The organism is Patescibacteria group bacterium, from assembly GCA_040390045.1.
In the GTDB taxonomy this organism is placed as follows: Bacteria; Patescibacteriota; Minisyncoccia; order Phycocordibacterales; family SIBU01; genus SIBU01.
In genome coordinates this window covers 254,194-277,314 of sequence record JAZJZC010000001.1, presented here as the reverse complement: position 1 = coordinate 277,314, position 23,121 = coordinate 254,194, and the positions used below count along the sequence as shown (strand labels likewise).

General features: G+C 42.9%; 22 protein-coding genes. 5 read left to right on the top strand and 17 right to left on the bottom strand.

Features of this window, described 5'->3' with window-relative positions; translation table 11 throughout:
- Positions 1–46 precede the first annotated feature (46 nt).
- Positions 47–730, top strand: a complete 684-nt coding sequence (locus V4467_01565; protein ID MES2087661.1) for a hypothetical protein — start codon at positions 47–49, stop codon at positions 728–730.
- A gap of 110 nt (positions 731–840) precedes the next feature.
- On the opposite strand, the gene V4467_01560 is transcribed toward V4467_01565, so the two are convergent.
- The 7 genes from V4467_01560 to V4467_01530 form a co-directional block, all read right to left on the bottom strand.
- Positions 841–1,731 (bottom strand): Gfo/Idh/MocA family oxidoreductase, encoded by an 891-nt coding sequence (locus V4467_01560; GenBank protein MES2087660.1) that lies wholly within the window; start codon positions 1,729–1,731, stop codon positions 841–843.
- A complete protein-coding gene (locus V4467_01555; GenBank protein MES2087659.1) occupies positions 1,728–2,906 on the bottom strand; it encodes an NAD-dependent epimerase/dehydratase family protein in 1,179 nt (392 codons plus the stop codon). Before V4467_01555 ends, V4467_01560 begins: the two co-directional genes overlap by 4 nt.
- Before the next feature lie 5 nt (positions 2,907–2,911).
- Positions 2,912–4,102: a class I SAM-dependent methyltransferase gene (locus tag V4467_01550; GenBank protein ID MES2087658.1), complete on the bottom strand. Its 1,191-nt coding sequence runs from the start codon at positions 4,100–4,102 to the stop codon at positions 2,912–2,914.
- A 67-nt stretch (positions 4,103–4,169) separates the two neighbouring features.
- Entirely contained in the window at positions 4,170–5,198 is a 1,029-nt protein-coding gene (locus tag V4467_01545) for a glycosyltransferase family 2 protein (GenBank protein MES2087657.1), read from the bottom strand.
- A gap of 50 nt (positions 5,199–5,248) precedes the next feature.
- The gene (locus V4467_01540; GenBank protein MES2087656.1) at positions 5,249–6,241 is read right to left on the bottom strand and encodes an NAD-dependent epimerase/dehydratase family protein; all 993 of its coding nucleotides are present in this window, start codon (positions 6,239–6,241) and stop codon (positions 5,249–5,251) included.
- A gap of 42 nt (positions 6,242–6,283) precedes the next feature.
- Entirely contained in the window at positions 6,284–7,141 is an 858-nt protein-coding gene (locus V4467_01535) for an alpha-1,2-fucosyltransferase (protein MES2087655.1), read from the bottom strand.
- 72 nt (positions 7,142–7,213) lie between these two features.
- On the bottom strand, positions 7,214–7,738 hold the full coding sequence (locus tag V4467_01530) for a hypothetical protein (protein ID MES2087654.1): 525 nt from the start codon (positions 7,736–7,738) through the stop codon (positions 7,214–7,216).
- A gap of 147 nt (positions 7,739–7,885) precedes the next feature.
- Here V4467_01530 and V4467_01525 point away from each other — a divergent pair, with 147 nt between their 5' ends.
- From V4467_01525 to V4467_01510, 4 genes are all read left to right on the top strand, one after another.
- Positions 7,886–8,845 (top strand): NAD-dependent epimerase/dehydratase family protein, encoded by a 960-nt coding sequence (locus V4467_01525; GenBank protein MES2087653.1) that lies wholly within the window; start codon positions 7,886–7,888, stop codon positions 8,843–8,845.
- A 1-nt stretch (position 8,846) separates the two neighbouring features.
- Positions 8,847–9,860, top strand: coding sequence for an alpha-hydroxy-acid oxidizing protein (locus tag V4467_01520; protein MES2087652.1), 1,014 nt, complete (start codon positions 8,847–8,849; stop codon positions 9,858–9,860).
- A gap of 89 nt (positions 9,861–9,949) precedes the next feature.
- A complete protein-coding gene (locus V4467_01515; GenBank protein MES2087651.1) occupies positions 9,950–11,176 on the top strand; it encodes an aminotransferase class I/II-fold pyridoxal phosphate-dependent enzyme in 1,227 nt (408 codons plus the stop codon).
- Positions 11,166–12,158 carry an SDR family oxidoreductase gene (locus tag V4467_01510; GenBank protein MES2087650.1) on the top strand — a complete coding sequence of 331 codons (993 nt, stop codon included), beginning with the start codon at positions 11,166–11,168 and terminating at the stop codon, positions 12,156–12,158. The genes V4467_01515 and V4467_01510 overlap by 11 nt, the downstream gene beginning before the upstream one ends.
- A 3-nt stretch (positions 12,159–12,161) precedes the next feature.
- On the opposite strand, the gene V4467_01505 is transcribed toward V4467_01510, so the two are convergent.
- The 10 genes from V4467_01505 to V4467_01460 form a co-directional block, all read right to left on the bottom strand.
- Entirely contained in the window at positions 12,162–13,820 is a 1,659-nt protein-coding gene (locus V4467_01505; GenBank protein ID MES2087649.1) for a glycosyltransferase, read from the bottom strand.
- A gap of 5 nt (positions 13,821–13,825) precedes the next feature.
- Positions 13,826–14,692, bottom strand: coding sequence for a hypothetical protein (locus V4467_01500; GenBank protein MES2087648.1), 867 nt, complete (start codon positions 14,690–14,692; stop codon positions 13,826–13,828).
- Positions 14,693–14,705: 13 nt separating this feature from the next.
- Positions 14,706–15,404 (bottom strand): class I SAM-dependent methyltransferase, encoded by a 699-nt coding sequence (locus V4467_01495; protein MES2087647.1) that lies wholly within the window; start codon positions 15,402–15,404, stop codon positions 14,706–14,708.
- Positions 15,404–16,069 carry a TylF/MycF/NovP-related O-methyltransferase gene (locus V4467_01490; protein ID MES2087646.1) on the bottom strand — a complete coding sequence of 222 codons (666 nt, stop codon included), beginning with the start codon at positions 16,067–16,069 and terminating at the stop codon, positions 15,404–15,406. The genes V4467_01495 and V4467_01490 overlap by 1 nt, the downstream gene beginning before the upstream one ends.
- 138 nt (positions 16,070–16,207) lie before the next feature.
- Positions 16,208–18,103 carry an N-acetylneuraminate synthase family protein gene (locus tag V4467_01485; protein ID MES2087645.1) on the bottom strand — a complete coding sequence of 632 codons (1,896 nt, stop codon included), beginning with the start codon at positions 18,101–18,103 and terminating at the stop codon, positions 16,208–16,210.
- Between the two features lie 18 nt (positions 18,104–18,121).
- On the bottom strand, positions 18,122–18,805 hold the full coding sequence (locus V4467_01480) for an acylneuraminate cytidylyltransferase family protein (GenBank protein ID MES2087644.1): 684 nt from the start codon (positions 18,803–18,805) through the stop codon (positions 18,122–18,124).
- Complete coding sequence (locus V4467_01475) at positions 18,798–19,904, bottom strand: hypothetical protein (GenBank protein ID MES2087643.1); 1,107 nt, start codon at positions 19,902–19,904, stop codon at positions 18,798–18,800. The genes V4467_01480 and V4467_01475 overlap by 8 nt, the downstream gene beginning before the upstream one ends.
- A 7-nt stretch (positions 19,905–19,911) precedes the next feature.
- On the bottom strand, positions 19,912–21,177 hold the full coding sequence (locus V4467_01470; protein MES2087642.1) for an ABC transporter ATP-binding protein: 1,266 nt from the start codon (positions 21,175–21,177) through the stop codon (positions 19,912–19,914).
- A gap of 4 nt (positions 21,178–21,181) precedes the next feature.
- Positions 21,182–22,000: an ABC transporter permease gene (locus tag V4467_01465; GenBank protein MES2087641.1), complete on the bottom strand. Its 819-nt coding sequence runs from the start codon at positions 21,998–22,000 to the stop codon at positions 21,182–21,184.
- A 16-nt stretch (positions 22,001–22,016) separates the two neighbouring features.
- Complete coding sequence (locus tag V4467_01460; protein MES2087640.1) at positions 22,017–22,946, bottom strand: GDP-L-fucose synthase; 930 nt, start codon at positions 22,944–22,946, stop codon at positions 22,017–22,019.
- Between the last annotated feature and the right edge of the window lie 175 nt (positions 22,947–23,121).

Genomic DNA, 23,121 nt, shown 5'->3' with positions numbered 1-23,121 from the left:
AGAATTGTGCCAGATCAGAAACCGCTCGTGCGAGAGGTTTCAAGGATTGTCCGTCAAAATTCAACCAAAAGGAGGCTTTGTGGCCCACCAAATTAGCCCAGAAGAAATACTGCTTCAGCAACTCACCACCATCGTCCTAACGGACGCGTTGCCGCCCGAGAGTCATATGCCGGCGTATCTGTACACTCAGACGTCAGATAACCAGGGTTCCGTCTTTGTGCCGGCGATTCGGCTCAGCCTCTCCGGCGGAGTATCTCAGTTGCTGATTCTTGACGACGCAGATGGCACAAACAAGGGTTACCCCGGTTCTTATCCGTGGATTACGCACTTTGTGTCATGCGGTGTTCGTAGGGAAAAAATCAACATGGTGCCCTGTTTCGAGCCACTCAATACCTTCTCCGAATCGCTGGCATTGATGAAATATGCCCAACATCACCACCTTTCGAAGTTGTGCATCATCGCGCCGCCGTTCCACCTGCCCCGCGCGTTTATCTCGGCGGTGAGCGCAGCGTACGATGTCGGTGTTCCCACACTCAAGATCTATTGCCAAGTTGGCGCTACCTTGCCTTGGGCTGAAACGGTCGCCCATTCGCAAGGGACGCTGAGAGGTACACGACGGCAGTTGATCGCGACCGAGCTCCAGCGCATTCACACATATGAGGCGAAAGGCGACCTTGTGAGTATCACTCGTGCGTTGCAGTACCTTGAGTGGCGCGACTCGGGAAGTTAGTTCTGAAGATTTTTCTATCCCCGCAAGTTTGCTTGCGGGGATTTTATTTTTTACCATATACCCCTTATTCTCACGAATAAGGGGTATATGACTAAAACGAAATCAAGAAATTATTTTTGATTTTTTGAAATTGTTTCGAGCCACTCCGTAATCTTGCAACCGAAATCAACATCGGTGAGTGGCGTTTTGCCGGACTGTATACACTGAATAAAATGTTCGAGTTCGTTTTGAAGTGGGGCGGAAGCGCGTATTTCCGGGAACAGAATTTTGCCGTTTTTAATGATCGATAATTTATTTTCGGTTACTGTTTCGTCTAGTGTCGCCGTGGCATTTTCACCCAGCAAAACAAGTTTTCGAGTTTTGGTGGAACCGGAAGAGGTAGCATTGATTTCAAGCAGTGGAGAATTTTGAAATTGAATTTTTACCGAGACTATCTCACGCTCGATTTTTCCTTCGGAGGAGGTTAATTTTTCTGGATTGAATAAATACTGAAAAATGGAAAACGGGTGTGGAGCAACATCCCAAAAAATATCAACGTCAGATCGCGAGGGGCTTACATAATGCTCGTAGGTGACCTCCAGAATTTTTCCAAAAGTTCCTTTCTCAATTTCTTTTTTTAGATAGGTGATGTGGTCGTTGAAAAGATATTCGAAACCAACCATGAGGAGGGAACTTTTCTTTTGTACAATGGCTTGTAGTTTGAGGGCATCTTCAAGGTTTGTCACCATCGGTTTTTCGACTAACACTGCTTTACCGCGTTCTACAAAAGCCGCGGCAATTTCAGCATGAGTGGCTGGTGGTGTCGCGATGCAAACTCCATCAAGATCAGGTTTATCGAGAAGTTTCCGCCAATCAGAAATTTTTTCGTATTTCTTTTCGAAGCCTACGAGCGATTCTGGATTTTTGGCGCAGAGATATTTCACCTCGACATTTGGAATTTTTTCAAGGGTTGCGAGAATATTTTTTCCCCATGTACCAACACCGATAAGTCCTAGGATCATCGAGTTTTTTTAGATTTTGAAGATTTTTTCTTAGGTGCAACTTTTTTCGTTTTTTTCTTGGGCGCAGATTTTTTTATACTTTCCGTTTTAGCTCCGGGTGCTTTCCCAACATACATTTCTTGAGTTCGGCACCAATCGATAAAACGAGTTAAGCCATCTTTGAGACTCACTGCTGATTTATACGCGAGATCAACTTCAGCCTTAGTGAGATCAGGACAGCGTCTCTGTGGCTCACCGCCTGGGTAGGTTGCTGGATAGGGGATGAGTTCAAATGAAGCTCCTCCGCCTTCAATTTCCACAAAAAGTTTGGCCAAGTCAGCCATCGAGATTTCGTTATCTTCGTTGCCAATATTGTAGGCTTGACCGGCTCGGCCTATGAGAAGCACCTTGAGAAAGCCGGTGATGGCGTCAGTGATGTAACAAAAAGTTCGGGTTTGGTGACCATCACCGTGAACTGGAATGGTTTCTGAATTGAGCGCTTTGTAGGCAAACATCGGAAGCACGCGGCGATCGTTGTGTCCCATACCCGGGCCGAAGACATTGAACGGTCGGACGATTTTTCCTGGAATGCCAAATTGCTCAAAATAAATGGTGGTGATGGTTTCGCCGAGACGTTTGGACTCGTCGTAACAAGCGCGAGGACCGACAGAAGAAACGTAGCCGTGGTAGGTTTCTGGCGTTGGCACAGCTTTTTCGTCAGGGTCGCCGTAAATTTCACTGGAGCTGAAAAACAAAAAACCTTCAATGGTATCTTTATTTTTCTTGGCGAGATCAAGTAGATGTCTGACGCCGGTCACCGCGCTGTCGATGGTTTCAAGCGGATATTTTTTGTAAAAAACTGGAGAGGCGAGTCCTGCGGCGTGGATAATGTAGTGGATTGGTTCACGGATGGGAAGTGGTTGGGTAATGTCGCCCCAAACTTCCAAAACATCAGCCCTCCCTTTGTAATTGAAATGCGGGTGAGGGGAGCCGGTGATAAAGTTGTCGACAGAAATAATTCGGCAGGGTGTGTTGAACACATTGTCGTTGAGGTAGCAGAGTACGCCGGTAATGTATTTTCCTAAAAACCCGCCACCACCGCTCATAAAAATAGTCTTGCCTTCAAATTTTTTGGCATCCTTTCCCAAGCCTTTTGCTATGGTTGCAATATCTTCGTTGATGATTTTCTGTGACATGGTTTTTATTTTACTTCTCTCGGTGGAATGGCGATTAAGTAGCGATATTTTCCTTCCTTGGTTTTTTTCTTAATATCGTCAAAATATTCGTATGCAAACACGACGAGTACATCTGGTTTATTTTTTGCTAGATGCTCCTTTGGTACAATCGGAATGTGCATGCCAGGACTAAAACGATTTTGCTTCAGTGGACTGTCATCGACGATAAAATCGATAAGTTCAGGTCCGATTTTGCCGAAGTTTGTAATGGTGGCTACACGGGCCGGCGCGCCATACCCGCCAACTTTTAATTTTTCCTTCTTGTATTCCAGAAGTTTCTCTCGGAAAGCTTTGATATAACTTTCTACTCTTTCCTTAAACTCTTTTAGTTTCTTAGGATTAAGTGTGACTGTTTCTTGTTTTAAAAGTTTTGTCACTTTTGCTGAAGGTTTTTTACCGTTGCCGATATTTTTGGCAGTGACACGAAGAGATCCGCCGTGTGGTTCGATTTCTTCAACGTCGGAAACGTACATGCCATGCATTTGGAAAAGATTGGCGAGTGAGGTGAGGGAATAGTAAAAAATTCGATCAAGGTAGAATCGTTCAAACTGGACATCTTTCAAAATATTGCCGATGTACTCGACTTCAATAATAAATTCACCGTCGGCTGTCATCAGTTTCTTTACTGCGTCAATAAATTGATGAGGGTCTTCGAGGTGGGTGAAAATACTGCTCGCCACCACGACGTCGGGTTTCCCGTATTTTTTTGTGATGGTTTCTGCACTCTCGTTATTGAAGAACGCTACGATGGTTGTAAGTCCCGCATCGTTTGCGATTTTGCCGACATTGATAGACGGATCAACACCAACGGCTTTCACACCGAGGGCTTTGAGGGGTTTTAGAAAAATGCCGTCGTTACTTCCAACATCCACCACAAATTTAGATTTTTTAATTTTTTGAGCAAATTTTTCAAAATGCCTGACCAACCCAGGGTTCACCGACGAGAGGTAATAATAATCTTCAAACATTCTTTCTCGAGAAACAATAGTGCCGAGCTGAACATTTTTACAGTTGGTGCAGAAAAAAACAGCGAGTGGAAAAAAGTCTTCCGTTTTAAATTTCGTCGCACTCTCCGGATATTTATTGGCGAGTGGTTGTTTGCCTAGATTTAAAAATTCAACAGCTTTATTTTTATTACACAAATGGCACTTTTTCATAAAGGCGGGTGTCTTTACTTTCTAAAATCAGTACCATACTCTAACGTAGAATTTTTCTAAAGGCAAACTATATTGTATCTTTTGACAGCAGGCATTTTACGCAGAATTTCGATAACATTTTGCCATTTTTTAGCCATGAAATTTTCTGAGAAAGTGGCGAGAGTTGAAAAATTTTCCAGGTTTTAAAACCTAACCGAGCATTGGCGTCGCAACTCTCAAGCCATTTTTCTGCAACCACTTCAGAGAAGATTTTTTCAGGATGAATCTTTGCCTCGCGATTTTTTTCAATCAGTTTCAAAAGCCACTGCTCTCGTTTGCTGAGGAATTGCTCGATGTCGGCACCCGCGTAGCCGTAATTGGTTCGATGAATTTGTAATTCTTCCGCTGTTGGCTCGATGCCGAAACGATTAAGTTCTGCCCTGATTAGCCTGTCCATCACCTCTTGTTTTTTTGCCGCGTACACTTTGGAAATACCTTTTGGGTGCGAGCGGTAGCTGATTAAAACTTTTGGTAGGGTGGCGAATTTCCATTGGTGAATCATTTTCCAATACAAATCGACATCTTCTGCGGGCACTGAGTTTTCGGTGAAGGGGATTTCCGGCATGGCAGTACGCCGCATCATCACCGAAGAAAACGCTAAAAAATTGTGGAAGAGGAGTTTGATCGGAGCTTTTTCAGCAGGGGTGGTGTCACGGCCAATTTGCCCAGTGGCGCGGCCACTTTCATCAATGATTTTCGTCCACGATCCTACCAGTCCGAAATCAGGATGAGCATCGAGAAATTGTACTTGTTCTTCGAAGCGTGTTTGCTCCGCGAGATCGTCGGCATCTAGGATTGCCACGTATTGAGATTGAATTTGAGCAAACGCAACATTCCTCGAAACCACTGAGCCGAGATTTTGTGTGTTGTTAATAATTTTAATGCGAGACTCTCCGGAAAATTCAGCCAGGATTTTTCCTGTACCATCTGTTGAGGCGTCATTAACGATAAAAAGTTGCCAGTCTCTAAAAGACTGGGCAAGTACACTCTGTACCGCGTCGCGAATATATTTTTCCGCGTTGTACGCAGGCATGATGACGCTAACTCTCGAGTTCATAAAGTTTTTAAAGTTATAAAGTTTTCAAGTCAGAGAAGAGACAGAAAGAATCACTTTTTGTTCTTCCAAAACGAATACATACCTTTTTCGATTTCGTATTTTTCCCAGACAAATTGTTCCCTCATCGGTTGTTTCTGGGCCCACTGCCACATGGTCGCGAGTCCTTCTTTGAGAGAGGTGACATCTTTGTAATCAAGAATTTCGACAGATTTCTGCCAGGTTGGATGCGCATCTTTTACTTCGTGACGTTGCTCAAGGTGTTCGATGGTTCCGCCACCCATGACTTCCAGTAAAATTTTGCTCGCTTCGTTGATGCTAATTTCTTTAGTACCTCCCAAATTGATAATTTGTTTTGACGCGCGGGGATCGATCGCCGCTTTCCAAAGTGGTTCTAAACAATCGTCAATATAGCTAAACGCTCGTGTTTGCTCACCGTCACCGAAAATAGTTAGAGGCTTTCCGTTTAAATGTTGGAACATCCAAATGCCCAAAACATTCCTATACTTATCCCAAATGTTTTGTTTGATGCCATACACATTGTGTGGACGAATGATGCACCAGTCGAGATTGTGTTGAATGCCGGCGATTTGAATGTCGCGTTCGCAGGCGTGTTTTGCTACGCCGTACGGATCGATAGGGTTTGGCTCGTCAGTCTCTTTAAATGGTGGATTGCCTTTCCCATAGACTGCCATCGAAGAAGTGAATACTAATCTTTTTACATCGTGTCGGATGCAATTATTGACGACGCCGGCGGTCGCCACGAGATTGTTGGTGTAATTATATTTTCTGATGAATGGCGAAAGACCTTCGGCGGCGTAGGCGGCGAAGTGAAAAACGTAATCGGGTTTATGTTTCTGGAAAATCTCGTCGAGCTTAGGATCGTTTAAATCTAGATTGTAGAACGTGGCTTTTTTGTGGACATTTTCAAGATAGCCGCTGCTTAAGTTATCGATGCCGACAACGGTATGCTCGGTGTTTTCCAAAATCCAATCAGCCAGTCGAGAACCCAAAAGGCCGGCAATTCCTGTGATTAAAATTTTCATATAATAGACTGGATTTTAGTATACAAGCGCCTAAATATCAATTTAAATTTGAATCCAGTTTTTGGCAATTAGATTGCTCGCGTCTTTCGAGGTATCTCGAAACCAATTTTTTGGAGCAATAATTATTTTTTCTTTTTTCTGATTGAGTCGGGCTGCCCACCAACTGAAAGTAGAATTGGCAATGATGTGATGTTTGCACAAACTCATGAGTGTCATTTCTTCGTAATCAGGAATTTCTGGATCGGAAATGAATGTGGCGGGGTAGTGTGGAGGAAAATTTTTCTTGGCCCATGCAATATCATCTGAAGAGATGAAAAAATGAGCGTTTGGTTTTTTCTTCATGATGATTTCGCAGGCTTCGGCGTAGTAGGAAAGTGGGAGAGCGCCGTGGACGTCAGCGATTTTTGGAATTGAGACATAGTCTCCGCGGCGAATGTGGACACTAACGGCTTCTGGTTGGGCAAAAATAAAACTGGCCATTTTTTCCGCCGCCGCTCCGAATGGTTTCTGTAGTTTGAAATCTTCGAGAATGGTATTTTCAGAACTTTCGAAATACCGCGCGTCGTTCCAGTGGCCGACAAGATAGCCATCGGTGCGTTTCAAAACCTCAGGATCGAAGGTGTTGCTGAGTTCAAGCACTTTTTTCTTGTTTGGTCGCGGGCGAATACGGTCGAAAAATTTCTCTAATGTCGAACGGTAGCGATTGATTTCGGTTTTGGTGGCTTCGGTCGTAACAATTTTAAATCCGCTGAGTCTAAAGGTTCTGCCACTTTGATTATTTTTTCGTAGATAGGAGGTGTCGATTTTAAAGTTTTTTCCGTGAGTCAGAGACAGATTGCGCCCGAGCGCGTATTGGAACATCTGATTGCCCAGCCCCCCTTCGATTTTGATGATAATCATGACAATAAGTATAACTCAAATAAAAAAGACTTGCTCCAAAAGGTGCAAGTCTTCGTGTGATGTGAGGTTGGCTCAGACCCCAAGATGTTTCCGAACCATCGCCACGAGGGTGTGGTGGAAGGAGACAGTGTTTTTAGGGAGCTGGTCGATTGGAAACCAGCAGCCGTTGTCCGGAGTGGTTCCCTTGAGAAACTCCACTGTGTAAAGTAGGGCGGTTTCGTGGCCACGGCGACACCGGTACAGACCTTCGCCCTTCGGAAAAATGCGAGTTCCGACAGGGCGGAGTTTCCCGAAATTTCCGCCACCAATTTCACTTTTCATCAGGCGGCCAAAGAGTTTCGGGTAGGTGTCTTTGTCTCGTAGGACTGTTCCGGGTATGTGCCATTCAAACGGCCAGTGCTTGTCATCTCCGGGCCGCTGGAGCATGAAAACTTCAAGGCCATCAGAAGTTTTTCGAGTGATGCAGAGCTCGAAAGCCCCGGTGGGAAGGGTCTCTGTCCAGGCGTCGAAGACTTCCTTGGGGAGGGGGAATTTGGCTTTGGTGAGGAGTTCGGCGAGGGTTTCGGCCTCTGCGGTCGTTAAACCGGTTTTTTTCATTTTTTGAACTTCTTTTGTTTGCGGAATCTGGAATATTATTAGCACGAATTAATAAGATTGTCAAGAAAACTGCCCCGATTCGCAAGGCGAATCGGGGCAGTTTTCTATTCTAAATTTTGAGACTTGTGTTACTCTATTGAGACTTCTATGTCAGAGATTTCAAAATTTAAATTAAGCGGTCCAATTCTCGTGACCGGCGGGACGGGTTTCGTTGGGTCTCACTTGGTGCACGCACTTGTCGAGCGCGGTTTCGAGGTGCATGTTTTAGCTCGTCCCGCTTCAAATTTTTGGCGACTTGAAGGCATCATCTCTAAAATTTCTGTTCATCACGGTGATCTTTCTGACAAAGCTTCGATTGAGAAAATTGTAAAAAAAATTAAGCCAAAAGGAATTTTTCATCTTGGTGTGGCAAGTGTGGTCAGTGGTGTGGGGGCGGATAATGGAACGATTATTGCGACAAATGTTTTAGGGACTATAAACTTATTTGAAGCGACTGCATCTCTACCGTACGATTTTTTTGTGAGCATGGGCAGTTTTCTCGAGTATGGTTTTAAAGATCATCCGATCGCTGAATCGGAAATTTGTCAGCCTGGAGAGTTGTATGGTGTCACCAAACTTGCCGCTACGCTGTACGGACAAGCTTTGGCTCGAGCGCAGAACAAGCCTATTGTAACCTTGAGACTTTTTACTCCGTACGGTCCAGCCAATGAAAAAGAAAGACTGACCTCAAAAATTATTGCTCAGGCATTAGCCGGTAAAGAAATTGCTCTGACTCGGCCGACGGTGTCGCGCGACTTTGTTTTTGTTTCGGATGTTGTTGAGCTCTTGCTCGAGGCGGCTGATAAAGCGGAAAAATATAAAGGAGAAATTTTTAATATTGGCTCTGGCGTTCGAACCTCAATCGGAGATGTCGTCTCTCACATTCTTCAAAAAACCCAATCTAAAAGTGAAGTGAAGTGGGGAACATTTCGTTCTGTTTCTTATGACAGTGATGTTTGGCAGGCAGACATGACGGAAACCTTTTCCCATTTTTCCTGGCGACCAAAAGTTTCTCTTCATGCAGGCCTTGACCGCACGATCGAACATTTTAAAAAGTTCGGTTTTTAATATGACCTCCGAAGAAATTATAAAAAAAGGTAAAGATATTTTGGCAAAACAAGGAATTGTCGAGTCTTCCGGAGAATATGGTGGAAAAATTCTTGAAGCGGGTGTGCCGGGGCTCGGTGCGGTTGGTGGCGGCGTGACATTTTTGCGAAATCGAGAAGCTCTCGCAAAATATTTTATTAAAATTTGTTTGCTTGGCAAGCATTTTACACCGGACTCCTCTGTGGAACTTTTCGGCGTCAAATTAGCATTTCCTATTTTGCCAGCTTCGATGGGCGGAATTAAAACTAGCTTAAAAGACTTTATAAAAGAAAAAGATTTTCATCAAGCGATTCTCGAAGGCTCTAAAGATGCTGGCACACTCGGTATGTGCGGCGATGGTTTTGATACCAGTTCGGAGTATCTTGTGCCGGATTTAATAAAAAGTGTTGGTGGAATCGCTGTGTGCAAGCCAAGAAATTTTGAGAAACTCAAAGAAAGAATTGAAAAATTAAAAAAGGCAGGGGTGACCGCGATAGGGATTGATCTTGATGGCGCGGCGGGGAAACTTTTAGAAACTGGGCAGGTTACTCGAAAAGATGCGAAAGAATTAAAAAAAATACGGCAACTCTTTTCTGGCCCGATGTTTTTAAAAGGTATTATGAGTGTTGAAGATGCTGTGATTGCATACAAAAGTGGTTTCGATGCGATTGTGATTTCCAATCATGGTGGTAGGTCAATCGATTATTCTTTAGGGACGGCGGATATTTTGCCGCTCATTGCTAAGAAATTGAAAGGAAAAATAAAAATTCTGGTGGACGGGGGAGTGAAAAACGGTTACGACGTGTTCGTGTACTTGGCTCTTGGAGCCGATGCGGTTCTTGTTGGACGTTCAATGCTTTACAGCGTTATTGGTGGTGGAAAAAAGGGTGTGGAAACGACTTTCAACAAATTTTCTTCAGAACTGAAACGAGCGATGTTGTTTACGGGGCGATCTGAAATTGCTGACATTGATTCAAAAGTTTTAGGAAAATATTAGTGCAAATTTTATAATTTTTTTCAGAAAATCCTCGGAAAAGCATTTCATTGAAAAGGATGCACCCTTTTGCTATGATTACGCAAAATTATATGAAACATAAAGACATTCGAGTTCCATACCTTTTAACTGTCTACGGAAAGGAAGAAATCAAGGCTGTAAATGATGTTTTGAAGGATCCAACCAAAATTGCCAGCGGTCCACGAGTCCGCGATTTCGAGCAGAAAATTTCCAAAATGTTTGGGAAGAAATTTGGCATCCTGCTCAACTCCGGATCTTCAGCCAATTTTTTAGCAATTGATACGCTTAATTTGCCACGTGGCAGTGAAGTTATTACTCCGGTTTTAACCTTTGCAACCACCGTCGCTCCCTTGGTTCAACTTGGTTTGGTACCAGCCTTCGCCGACGTCGTAGAAGGAACCTATCAGATAAATCTCGATCAAATGGAGAGTTTGGTCACTAAAAAAACTAAGGCAATTATGATTCCCTCGCTTATGGGAAATATGGCGGATCTCGGGAAGCTCCAGGCTTTTGCACGGAAGCACAAACTTTGGTTTATTGAAGATTCATGTGACGTGCTTGGTGCAAAGTTTGCTGGGCGTCCAACCGGAACCTACTCTGACATTTCTACCACGAGTTTCTATGCGGCGCATGTTATTACAACTGCTGGCGCAGGAGGCTTGGTGTCATTTCACGATGGTGCCCTAGCTAAGAAGGCCCTGATCAAAGCCAACTGGGGACGAGAATCAACGCTCTTTGGTTTTTACGAAAAGTCTGAAGAACTCAAGAAACGTTTTACCGGAGATCTCGATGGCATGCCGTACGATGCTAAATTTGTTTTTAGCGAACTTGGTTATAACTTTCAATCGACAGAAATTAACGCCGCTTTTGGTCTTGAGCAATTGAAACGTTTTCCTCAATTTGTTGCTCGCCGCAGAAAAAATGCCAAGATGCTTTTGGATTTTTTCAAAAAGTATGAAGACTTTTTTGTAATGCCGAAAGCTCACCCTAAAGCGGAAACTTTTTGGCACGCCTTTCCACTGACCATTCGTGATGGAGCGCCGTTTACTCGAATGGAGATTACTAAGTTTCTGGAAGAGAAAAATATTCAAACACGACCAATTTTTACCGGAAACATTTTACGCCAGCCTGGATTTAGAAATATCGAGGCCAAGAAACTCACCGGTGGGTACCCTGTGGCTGACAACATTATGCGCAACGGATTTCTTATCGGATGCAATCATGGTCTGCTCGATCCACATATGAAGCACTTGATCAATTCATTTGAAGAATTTTTCAAAACTTTAAATGTCCGCTAAACAAAAAATTTTAGTAGCCGGTGGCGCAGGCTATGTCGGTTCACGACTTGTGCCTAAACTCTTGCAAGAAGGCCATAAAGTTACAGTGCTCGATTTATTGTGGTTTGGTAATAATTTGCCAAAATCCGTACCGGTCATTAAGAAAGATGTTTTCGATATTGATGTTGAGAGTTTGAAAGGATTTGACCAAGTGATTTTTTTGGCGGGATTATCGAATGATCCGATGGCGGAATTTTCGCCGTCCCAAAATTTTATTTACAACGGCGCGGCTCCAGCCTATCTTGCCTACGTTGCGAAACTCGCGGGCGTCGGGCGTTTTATCTACGCCAGTTCCGGTTCGGTGTACGGTTTCACTGACAACAAACCACTACATGAGGAGGACGTAGCAACCAGTTTGTATCCCTACGGTATTTCAAAACGAAAAGGGGAATTTGGTGTGATGTATTTTCAAGATGAAAATTTTTCAGTAATCAGTTTGCGCAAAGGTACCATTTCCGGATGGAGTCCACGCATGCGTTTTGATCTTATCGTCAACACGATGTACATGAAGGCACAGACGATCGGAAAGATTACGGTGAATAACCCAGGTATTTGGAGGCCGATTCTTACGATTGCGGACGCGGTAGACGCCTATGTGCTCGCGGTTTCTGCACCACTTTCGGTCAGTGGCATTTTCAATATTTCTTCAGGTAACTTCACTGTCGGAGAAGTCGGCGAAAAAATTCGCAAACATTTTGCGGAGAAACACGGCAAGAAATTGGAAGTTGAAGTGAAAAATGTTCCGGATAAACGTAACTACAAAGTGTTGATCGACAAAGCCAAGAAAATTTTAGGGTTTAAGCCGAAAGGGAGTATCGAATCCATTCTCGAAGAACTCGACGAGAATATCGGTCCGAAATTTTCATTTTCAGCCGAAAAATACTACAACATTTTAGTTTTTAAAAAGAACGCTCAAAAAAAGAAAAGCTCTCGAAGAAAATAGTTTTTACGATTTTGTAAACCAAAAACAACCGCAGCCGTAGTCTTCCTGATCGGCTCTTTCTTTCGTGGCATTTTTTATAATTCCACCGGCTGATTGTTTTTCTGGAATTAGAGAGAATTCTTTCAAGGTCAAAGTTTTGAAAGCGGTAAGAATTTGATCATACGAATAAATTCTGTGGGCATTGAAAATAATTTTCGGTTTTCCAATTGGTACTACGAATAAAAGTGTGCCACCTTTTGCCAATACTCGAGTTAGTTCGGCAACGGCTTTAAGATCTCCATCAGGGTCTATTGGATCGCCATAGCGGCCAAGGCCAATGTGCTCTATGGTGTGCATGCAGGAAAGTGATTGAAGGCTGTTTGATTCGAAGGGTAATTTCAATAAGTCAGCTTCGCCACAAGAGAGGCCTGAGAGCCGGATATCAGTTTTTCGATAGTCGTAAAATTTCACCGGAATAAAAGCTGAGACGATTGAACAAAAGTGAACGGTCGATGAAATATCAACATGTTCTTGGGGGCTGGTTTCTTTTAAGACACGCGCTGCCCATGCCGGATGGTAGACATAGTGGCGATCAAAACTAAAATTTTTATCGGCGTCTCGTAAAAAAGCTCGGTGTTCTTTCCAGCTCATTACAAATCGAGAATTTGATTTTTGAAACGATTTGAATTGTTTGATAAACCGAACGTAGGATTTGGTTCGTGAGAGTAAGGCCTTAGCGCGTCGATAGATAGGGTAGGCAATTTTAATTTTTCTCAAGACCAGAGTTTTTAATCGAGCGTCAGTTGCCACAACAATAACACCCGTTTTACCGAACGGTTCGCCTTTAAGTCGAATGGGAGCGCGGTCAAGTGAGCTGTACCAATTTTTGCTGCCTTCCTCACTTTGGATGTAAGCCTTGTCGCTTGGTTCTAGTCGATCGAGGTACGGCGTAATCATTTTGGTTGCCATGAGTGACACCTCATTTTCTTTTTCGGCTTCGCGAACAAAGAGGGAATTACTGCCGTATCGGTGAAAGTAAAAACTTTTTGGCATGACGACAAACTTGGCTCCTGCCATAAGACATTTAAGTGTAAAACCCCAGGCTTCGTGCATACCTTTTCCATATTCCCAAACACCGCCAACATCTTTCCAGATTTGTTTAATGAACATGAAGTTTCCCCCTGGCCCTGGGTTTATATCGCCTGCGAGAAAATCTGGTAGCGATAAAACTCCCGGTCTACACATCCAACGATGAGTAATTTTTTTCTTGCCATTTTTTTCTTCTTTAAAATAGCGATATTCTTCAAAACCGGCAATGTCGGCATTTTCGGAGATCATGTACTCTTTTAGTTTTGCCACACTTCCAGGGACTAACACATCGTCAGAATAAAGGTTGAAGATAATTTCGTGACTGGCATGCGTGTAGCCGATGTTTCGGGCCGCAGGGCAGCCACGGTTTTCTTTTTCATTGAAAACTTTAATAAACGGATATTTTTTCTTAGCTTCGGCAAGCACGTTTTCAGTGTTGTCAGTTGATCCATCGTTCACGATGATAAGTTCATCTCCTTCTGTCCAGTTACCATCAATGATCGATTCAATAGACTCAAGAATTGTTGAGGCGCAATTGAAGCCCGGAATGACGAAACTGATTGGATCGGAGAGTGAAAGAGGTTTCTGGTTCATAAAAATTATTTACGCTCGAAAAGAGTTTCCAAGTTCACTCGCGGGAACACGTCGAGTAAAGAGCCCGGAGTGGCGTTTTTAATGCTTACTCCGTGGCTAGCGGCGTAGGCGCGAATATTTTTATATAGATGCCATAAATTGAGATAGTTTCGGAACTCATCTTCTAGATCTTTTTGAACTGGGGATTTTTGGGGAATGCCTTGGACAAGTACACTTTTTTCTTCTTCATAAAAATGTCTACCTTTGTCGATATGCAATATCCAATCGTGATCAACTCCTAAAAGATATAATTCCTGAGGTTCTAAATACAAACCAAGGTAGGTAGCGAGATGGGCCACGGTTTGAATGGCTGGAATACGTTTGGTGAAATCTATTTTTTCAATTTTTCCTTTGCGGGCGTAATCAATCTGATAGTACCGAACTTTTTGTTTTTTAAAAAGATTATTTCCATCTACCAAGAATTTGTCGTGAAGTGCCACAAAAACTTCTTGGCCTTCAGGGAAATGTTTTTCGGCGTCAGCAAACCAGAGGACAATCTGAGAGTCTGGAATTGGGTCGTGTGATGGGGCAAATACGTGATATTTAGGAAGGATGGTTTTAAAATCCGGATGGACAAAAAAATTACTGACACTGATGCAGATTTCGTCTTTCAGTATCGAAAGATTTTGTGATTTGATTGAGGGGCCAGTTGCTAGTATGAAGACGCGTTTATTCCTTGCGCTTCCAGCCATGACCTCGTTCGCCCTAAGAATTTTTTTGTAACGTCGGTAAAAATTGTAGGAATTAAAGGAGTCTTTTATGGCACGGCGGATATCACCAGTTTTTTTTAAAAGGTTTCCTAGTATCGGGATTTTTTTTAAGACGGTTCTCATGGTAGCAAAAGGATTAGTTTTTATGGCAGACGCCATAGAAGCAGGTCGAGATTACTCCAGTACTTAATCGGGCTTTGTAGCTCAGAAGTTCAACATTCTTTTCTCCGAAAACTTTAGACAGGAGTTTACTAAAGTCGATTCTAGTCAACTCCCAAATATGATCTTTGTTGGTTATGCTCGGTCCGGATTTTCCGGTTGGATTTTCCGGGGAACTGACAATGAGTACTCCATCCTTTTTTAAGCTTTTATAGAAAGATTGGATAAGAGGAAGTTGGTATTTTTGCTCCATGTGTTCGAGTCCTTCTATGCACGCAATTATATCAAAGCTTTTTTCTGAAAGGTTTGGTTTTGTAAAATCGCCTTCATTGAAAGTAATGTGTTCTGCGCCGTAGAGGCGCCGGGCATACTCGACAGTTACCCGGTCGAATTCTTTTCCTTCGTAATTGAGCTCGAGATTTTTTGCAATTTTAGATGCATAGCCGCTTCCGCAAGGGAAATCGAGTACGGTGTTCCCTGGTTTGCCATATAGATTTAAAAGCGCGTATCGCCCCGTATGTCGCGCAATATGCTCTTTCATATTGTAGCCGGGGACATCACTTGCTGTTTTTGTGACCTGCACGTTTTCTCCGGTTGGCATTTTAAAATCAAGGCTCTCAAGATAGAGTCTCTCAGTATCTGTTCCACCTCGTTTTATTACAGCTCCACTTTTCATTACGGTTTTACGATAAAAGAGGGAATGTGAGAAAAAGGTAATTTTTTAATCGAAACTTTTTTGTCTTTGAAGAATTCATCGACGGCCTTGGTCTCGCCAGGGAAGGTGCCGTAGTCATCAAAGGCAATGATGCCGCCGCGGACGACGCGGTCATACATTTCACGGAGGATGGTCACTGCGGGTTCGTAGACGTCGGTGTCGATGTGGAGTAGGGCAATTTTCAAGTGCGGATTATTTTTTATGTATTCAGGAACCGTTTTGTTAATATCTCCCTTTAGCAATTCATAATTTTTCAAATCCTTGAGTTCAAAGACTTGCGTAAGCTCAGTTTCTGTAATTCCTTCTTCGCCTGCAGTGTCAATAAATTTTTTGCGGTATTTTTTATCTTCGTTAAATTTAGTTTCTGGAAATTTTCCAAACATGTCAAAGCCGATGATTTTTCTCGAGTGTTCTGCTTCAAACAAATTTCGAAATGTGGCGAAGCGGATGAGTGATGCGCCTTTAAATACGCCGCACTCAACGATAGCGCCGGGCAAATCAGCAATTTTTTTGTAGAGCTCGTAGTGCGCCAAAAGTTTTCCAAGTCGGTCTGGTTTGGCGGTGAGATAAAAACCGTTTTCGTACAGAAAACTGTCATCGCTGTTAAATTGGTTTAAAATTTTCATCCCGTAGTGAAAATTGGCTCTGTTTGCTGTGAAGCGAACTTCGCCAAATTTAGATTAAGCTAAGTTTTGTAATTGAAACTCTCATATTATACTTTAAGTTTGTTGTAGCAAACAGCGAAGCCAATTTCTACTACGGGATTATAACCCATATTTTTTCAGTCGTTTGAGTCCTGTAATAAACCCTTCGCCATTGTTGCGGTGTCCCATCCAGATTTCTGGGGCGATTGTTGTATCCGTTTTTAGGATTTCCGGCATGAGTAATTTCCACGGCACATCACCTTCTTCTACTTGAATGCCCTCACCGTCAGTACCGATGCCGTCAGAGAGGTGAACGTGTTTAACCAAGGGTTTCAGAGTTTTGAAGTATTCAATCGGATCTTTTTTGGCTAATGAGCAGTACAACTGCGCATGGCTACTATCATAACAGAGACTGAAGCCGTGTTTTTTCGCAAACTCAAATATTTCATCGGCGTCAATGAAGGTGTTGGAAAACCACGATCCGCCTTTATACCATGGCAGGGGAGCTTGATTTTCCAAGAGAAGCTCGATGCCGGTTTGATCAATTTTTTTCAAAGCATTACCGAGCTTGGTGTACATTTTTGCGCGCTCACTTTTTGTAACAAATTGATCGAAACTCATGCCACCCGGGTGAAGCACCACTTTTACTTTTGGAGGAGTTTTCCCAAAATGTTTACGCATTGAACGGACAGTGTTCAAGAGGTCATTGATGTATTTAATTGAATGTTTAATGGTGGCAGGATCAGTTGAAGAAAAATCAAGCAGCTCATCTCCCCAGAGTTCAGGCGCATGAACAATCAGTTCTAGTTCGGGATGATCTTTGAGGACAATCGGATTTTTTAAGTCATGTGAACTGAAATGGAACTCTACAAATGAAGGCTTAAGACCCTCGATCATCTCTTCAAAGTCATGTGGGCGGACAATGAGCCCCCACTTTCTGTTTGAGGAAAAAGTTCTATCAATCTTTTTTTTGCCTAAATCCTCTTCAGTAAAGTAACCTTCCTTCGGAATATCCCGAAGGGCTTTGGTGCCAACAAGTTCGTACAATTTTTGTGGAGAAAGACCTTTGGCGGGACTTTTGGCGATTACCATTTGACGGGTAATCGTATCGCCCTTCTTAATGGCGGCTTTAGCCACCAGGCTTTTGCCCATAATTTTACGATTCATGAATTCTCCTGAAGTGATGAATTTTTTATCACCTTGTAAGGCCAACTCGAGATAGCGAATATCTCGAACTTGTTTGACGATGCCGGCTGGTTCAAGACTGACTGCGTGGTCGGGCCCCTTCATGGTGTGATCAAGAGTAATATGGCGCTCGATTACTTTGGCACCTAGGGCGACGCTCGCAGTGCTTACCGCAATTCCCAATTCATGTCCGGAATAGCCGACAATGCCGCCAAACTTTTCTTTAAGAATCTGAATAAATCGAAGGTTAATATCCTTTCCGGGGGTTGGGTAGGTGCTGTTGCAATGAAGCAAAATATATTCGGCGCCAAGAGTATCCAAGTGTTTGACGGTTTTTTCTATTTCGTCGAAGGTGGACATACCGGTCGAAAGAAGCATCGGTTTGTTTTTGCTGGCGATATATTCAAGTAATTCAAAATTCACCATGTCACCACTCGAAACCTTATACGCAGGTACGCCCAATTTTTCCAAAGCATCAACGCTCGCGACGTCAAACGGCGTACAGAGAAATATAATTCCTTTTGATTTGGCGTATCGAGAAAGTTCTTTAAAATTATCAAAAGAGAGTTCCGATTCACGAATGAGCGATAAAACATACTGCGAAGCAATATCTTCATGTTTCGTGTTGTTCCAGGCATTATCGGTGTAGAGAGTTTTAAAATCCCGCATCTGAAATTTTACGGCGTCAGCCCTGGCGGTAACCGCAAGATCAATCAATTTTTTTGCCAATTCAATATGGCCGTTGTGGTTGATGCCAGCTTCGGCAATAATAAAGGCTGGCTGGTTCTCCCCAATTATTCGATCGCCTATTTTTATGGTTTTATTTTTCATGCTTTGTGCGCTAATTTTTTAATCGTTTTTGGTCACCTTTTTTAAAGCGAACATTTTTTCCGCCTTTTCCCAGTCCGACGGTTCATCGATATCAACGTAGATGTCCTTCGGCATTTCATAAATGCCTATTTTTCCTCCTAAAAAATTTCCGTGCGTTCGGAGCGTGTCTGGAGTTGTGATGTAAAACGCGCCATTTTCGGTCACCGTGCCTTCCCACTGTTGTCGCATCGGTCTTTTCAAGGGATTGTAATTGAGCGGCACACCTTCTCGTGTCCAGTAGAAGTTTTTAAATAGCACTCCTGTAAGCATCGAATCATAACCCCCTTTAACAAACTTTTCCAGAGCGGAATCCAAATGTGATGCGTCAGTCAAAGGGTGAGTGGCGTGGAGGTCAATCAAGATGTCACATTTAATTTCCTGTATCGCATGCAATAGGACCGCTTCGTCAGTTGCAACATCGGTCGCTAGGTTTTCCGGTCGGTCTATAATTTTTATAGGAAGTTTGAGATTTTCAATAGTTTTTTTAATTTTTTCATCCTCAGTCGAAACATACACCGCATCAATGTATTTTGATTCTAAAGCCGCTTGGCATACCCAAAAAGCCAGAGGTTTTCCTCCTAAGTTTTTTATATTTTTGTACGGGATTGATTTTGACCCTCCGCGCAAAGGTATGAGCGCCACAATTTTTTTATTTTTAATCATAACGGATTTTTCGATACATTCTATATAACTTCCTTGGTATGGTATATAACACTCCTTTTCCGCGCAATGTTTCAACAATTTTTTTCTTCAGCCACGGTTTCTGCTCGGGGAAAAGAGTAATGCGTGTTGGATTTTTTCCAGCGGGAAGTTTTGCTATTTCTTCAGCCAACATGCCGAACAGATAATATTTATCCAAGACAAGTCTTCGTGCCTCCCAAATTTCTTTTTGGTATTTCTCAAAATAGTTTTCTGAGAAAACCCTTTCGATGGTGGCGATTGATCCGGGAAGATCATTGATGTCGATTAAGGTGAGAGAATTTTTTGGGAAATAATTAAACACAGATGGATGGCCGTAAAAAATAGGGTAGGCGCCAGCGATGAAGCCGTCGAAGAGGTGATTGGTCCACCAGTTCGGAGCGTAACTGTTTTCAATCGAAAGCAAATATTTATATGGCGCAACCGCATCCCATTTGTAGGGCGTGGTTTTGGCTTCCGGACCAAAAACATTTTGACTGTTGTCTGCGAGTTTATTACTGAAAATATCAAACCGATCACCGAAGTGTTTCCGTAATTCCATCACAAAATGGTGTCGCGCTTGAGCACCTTCTGTGCGTAATTTTTGAGAAATAACCGTTGAGAGCAATTTGGATTTTGGAATGTCAGCGGGCGTTTGAGCGCGGAGCTCGTCGTAGGTTTTAAATTGTGCTTGAAAACTTTCGAGGCTTTGCCCCGCTTCTCGCCGCCTCAGAAACAGATAGGATTGATGGCCTTGTTGGGTGAAAATTTGCCTCGGGTGTTTGAGAGTTTGCTGGCTAGTAATTATCCAATGGAATTGATCAATGTATTTTTGGCTGTAGGTTTTGACCACTTCGGTTTCCTGAGTGATGAGAATGGTATTTTCTCTTGGACACGAAGCAGTTTCTTTTTGTGGAAATCCGTCCACCACCACCCACCAATCGACGTCTTTCACATCCTGATCGATGAAAAATTGGAAATTTCCAACAACTCCTTTGGAGCCCGGTGTCGTTTTAATGTGAGGCACGGCAGGACTTGAAGTTGAGACCTTCACTCGGATTAATTTTTTTGAATCGTTCGTCATGACGAGGTTACTCCTTTTTTGTTTCCCACTTACTTGGTATTAAAAAGTAACCTCGGAGGTCGGTATTTTTTGAGCGAACCTCGTTATAATTTTTTGGTGAATACACCGTGATATTTTTTTCAATGTGTTCGTCTTCAAAGAAATTGGTGATACCAAGGCAGAAAATTTTAAGCTCAAGGTGGTATTCGCCTGTCATCAAAAGTCCCGGAGGGATTTCAATTGCCGCGCGGTATCTTCCCGGAGCGATTTCTTCTAACTCACGGGCGTAGTCTTGCACAAAAGTTCTCGTAATGACGGTGCCCATAATATTTTTTACGAAGATTCCCGCTCTGAACGAACGCAGCATTTTTTCAATTGAAAAATCCACGTGCACTTTGAAAGGTTTCTCGCCCGCAATGGTTAGGGTTTCGTTTCCATCCTGCTGTACTGAATAGCTATGCAAATTTACTTCTCGATCTTTAATAGGGAATGGCAGGTGTGTGGCAGAATTGTATCCGGCGCTCAAATATTTTCCGATGACTTCATCGGTGTCTCCGGCGGCAATTATTTTTCCTTTATCGAGAAGGATGGTTTTGGTACAGAGTCTACTAATAGCATCCATATTGTGACTGACAAAAATTACTGTTCGATGCCCAACGCGAGTCACTTCATCCATTTTGCCGAGACATTTCCTTTGGAATTCAGCGTCGCCGACGGCAAGCACTTCGTCAACGATTAAAATGTCAGGTTCAATATGGGCCGCGATGGCGAAGGCTAGCCTAACGTACATTCCGGATGAATAGCGTTTAACCGGAGTATCAATGAATTGTGACACTCCGGAAAATTCGATGATCTGATCTATTTTTCCAGCAATTTCTTTTCGAGTCATGCCTAAAATGGCGCCGTTGAGATAAATATTTTCGCGGCCAGAAAGTTCCGGATGAAAGCCTGTTCCTACCTCGAGAAGCGATGCGACTCTACCTTGAATGCGAATCTCACCCTCTGTTGGCGGAGTAATTCTCGAGAGAATTTTGAGCAAGGTTGATTTGCCGGCGCCGTTTGGTCCAATGATTCCGATGGCTTCGCCTTTTTCGACGGTGAAATTAATGTCTCTCAGTGCCCAAAAAACTTCATTGCGATTTTTTCCGAGAATGTATTTCACGATGTGCTTCAAACTCCTATACGGATGTCGCACATACTCAGAGAAAATATCTCGCAGGGCAACATACCCACCTTTTCTTCCGGTGATGTTATAGCGCTTACCAATATTTTTTATAGTAATTATAGGGTCCATACATTTATACAATATCGGCAAAATATCGTTCAGTTTTTTTGAATAAATAAATTCCAATACTTAAAAATACCACTGCCATGAAGGCTGAAATTGCCAGGGAATTCCACCCAATAGGCCCTGTGCCGAGAATACCTGCTCGTGCCGCTTTGATCACGCCTGTCATTGGGTTGAGCGAAAGGATCCAACTATATTTTCCAGCGATACTTGAAGGGTAAATAACGGGTGTGAGAAAAAGCAACAGTTGCATAAAAAATGGCAGAATATATCTGACGTCTCGGTATTTCACGTTGATTGACGCGAGCACCAGTCCTGCACCTACTGCCGTAGCAGAAGTAATTATAAGCAGTACGGGGATCAAAAGAATTCCAGCGAGATCTGGAATATATCCATAGTGGAACATTAAGAAAATGAGAGCCAAACTGGCAAAGAAAAAATCCACGAATTTGTTGGCAGTATCAGCGAGGGGTAAAATTATTCGAGGAAAATATACTTTGGTGATGATGGCTGAGTTGGAAATAAGTGAGTTGGAAGTATCGCCTAACGCAGATGCAAATAGTTGCCAAAATAAAAGTCCAGTGTAGACGAAAATTGGATAGGGAATGCCGTCCGAAGGCACTTGAATCAGTTTGCCGAAGAAAACGCTAAACACAACCATGGTCATAAACGGTTGGAAAATTGCCCAGCCGATGCCGACAATGGTTTGTTTGTAGCGAACTTTGATATCGCGCCAAACGAAAAAAACCAGCAGCTCTTTGTAACGCCAAACTTCCCTGATGTCCTCAAGGCTGAAAGTTTTTTTTGGTTTAATAATTAACGTCTTCATTTTAGTTTTTCATTTTTTACTTTACGTTTTTGACATACCATTCGTATGTGTCATGGATGCCGTCCTCGAGGGCAACGGAATGTTTCCAGCCGAGTTTGTGAATTTTAGAAACATCGAGAAGTTTTCTTGGCATACCGTCGGGTTTCGTTGTGTCCCACAAAATTTCACCAGAAAATCCAACAATTTTTTTCACGCTTTCAGCAAGTTCTTTTATGGAAATGTCAGTACCCGTGCCTACGTTGATAATCTCTCCGCTGTTGTAATTTTGCATGAGGAACAGTGCGGCGGTGGCAAAATCATCAACTTGAAGGAGTTCTCGTCGCGCGGTGCCCGTCCCCCACAGGGTAATTGTCTGCGCCCCGCTTTCTTTGGCTTCATGGAATCGGCGAATCAATCCTTGCAAGACATGAGAATTTTCTAGATCGAAATTGTCATTTGGTCCGTACAGGTTGGTTGGCATAATTGAAATAAAATTTGAGCCATATTCTGTTCGGTAGGCTTGGCAAGTCACGATGCCGGCAATTTTCGCCACGGCGTAGGCTTCATTTGTTGGCTCCAGAGGTCCTGACAAAAAATATTCTTCTTTGATTGGTTGCGGAGCGAGACGCGGGTAGATGCAGGAACTTCCAAGGAATACTAATTTTTGCACGTTGTTTTTTTGAGCCGCGTGCAAGACATTTGTTTGAACCACCAAATTTTCATAAATAAATTCTGCGGGGTGGGTGTTATTCGCCATGATGCCGCCGACTTTCGCGGCTGCCAAAAAAACAAATTCCGGTTTTTCCTTTTCGAAAAATTGAGCGACAGCTTTTTGATCGAGAAGGTCGAGTTCAGATCGCGTTTTGAGCACGAGGTTCGTAAAGCCTTCAGCAATCAGTTTGCGAACTATTGCCGACCCCGCCAGTCCTCGGTGTCCAGCAACATAAATTTTGGAATTTTTTTCCATCCCGTAGTGAAAATTGGCTTGGTTTGCTAATACGCAAACTTCACCAAATTATTTTAAACTAAAATTTGTAAATTAAACTTTTTCATACTGTTATTTTTTGATTGAATAGCGAAGCCAATTTCTACTACGGGACCATCGCCTATATTTTTTAATTATATTTCTTTTCTTTTTCAAC

Bases quoted from the DNA above. Each gene is read 5' to 3' on its own strand.
- V4467_01560 (MES2087660.1), bottom strand. From the start codon at position 1,731: ATGATCCTAGGACTTATCGGTGTTGGTACATGGGGAAAAAATATTCTC.
- V4467_01555 (MES2087659.1), bottom strand. From the start codon at position 2,906: ATGTCACAGAAAATCATCAACGAAGATATTGCAACCATAGCAAAAGGC.
- V4467_01550 (MES2087658.1), bottom strand. From the start codon at position 4,102: ATGAAAAAGTGCCATTTGTGTAATAAAAATAAAGCTGTTGAATTTTTA.
- V4467_01545 (MES2087657.1), bottom strand. From the start codon at position 5,198: ATGAACTCGAGAGTTAGCGTCATCATGCCTGCGTACAACGCGGAAAAA.
- V4467_01540 (MES2087656.1), bottom strand. From the start codon at position 6,241: ATGAAAATTTTAATCACAGGAATTGCCGGCCTTTTGGGTTCTCGACTG.
- V4467_01535 (MES2087655.1), bottom strand. From the start codon at position 7,141: ATGATTATCATCAAAATCGAAGGGGGGCTGGGCAATCAGATGTTCCAA.
- V4467_01530 (MES2087654.1), bottom strand. From the start codon at position 7,738: ATGAAAAAAACCGGTTTAACGACCGCAGAGGCCGAAACCCTCGCCGAA.
- V4467_01525 (MES2087653.1), top strand. From the start codon at position 7,886: ATGTCAGAGATTTCAAAATTTAAATTAAGCGGTCCAATTCTCGTGACC.
- V4467_01520 (MES2087652.1), top strand. From the start codon at position 8,847: ATGACCTCCGAAGAAATTATAAAAAAAGGTAAAGATATTTTGGCAAAA.
- V4467_01515 (MES2087651.1), top strand. From the start codon at position 9,950: ATGAAACATAAAGACATTCGAGTTCCATACCTTTTAACTGTCTACGGA.
- V4467_01510 (MES2087650.1), top strand. From the start codon at position 11,166: ATGTCCGCTAAACAAAAAATTTTAGTAGCCGGTGGCGCAGGCTATGTC.
- V4467_01505 (MES2087649.1), bottom strand. From the start codon at position 13,820: ATGAACCAGAAACCTCTTTCACTCTCCGATCCAATCAGTTTCGTCATT.
- V4467_01500 (MES2087648.1), bottom strand. From the start codon at position 14,692: ATGAGAACCGTCTTAAAAAAAATCCCGATACTAGGAAACCTTTTAAAA.
- V4467_01495 (MES2087647.1), bottom strand. From the start codon at position 15,404: ATGAAAAGTGGAGCTGTAATAAAACGAGGTGGAACAGATACTGAGAGA.
- V4467_01490 (MES2087646.1), bottom strand. From the start codon at position 16,069: ATGAAAATTTTAAACCAATTTAACAGCGATGACAGTTTTCTGTACGAA.
- V4467_01485 (MES2087645.1), bottom strand. From the start codon at position 18,103: ATGAAAAATAAAACCATAAAAATAGGCGATCGAATAATTGGGGAGAAC.
- V4467_01480 (MES2087644.1), bottom strand. From the start codon at position 18,805: ATGATTAAAAATAAAAAAATTGTGGCGCTCATACCTTTGCGCGGAGGG.
- V4467_01475 (MES2087643.1), bottom strand. From the start codon at position 19,904: ATGACGAACGATTCAAAAAAATTAATCCGAGTGAAGGTCTCAACTTCA.
- V4467_01470 (MES2087642.1), bottom strand. From the start codon at position 21,177: ATGGACCCTATAATTACTATAAAAAATATTGGTAAGCGCTATAACATC.
- V4467_01465 (MES2087641.1), bottom strand. From the start codon at position 22,000: ATGAAGACGTTAATTATTAAACCAAAAAAAACTTTCAGCCTTGAGGAC.
- V4467_01460 (MES2087640.1), bottom strand. From the start codon at position 22,946: ATGGAAAAAAATTCCAAAATTTATGTTGCTGGACACCGAGGACTGGCG.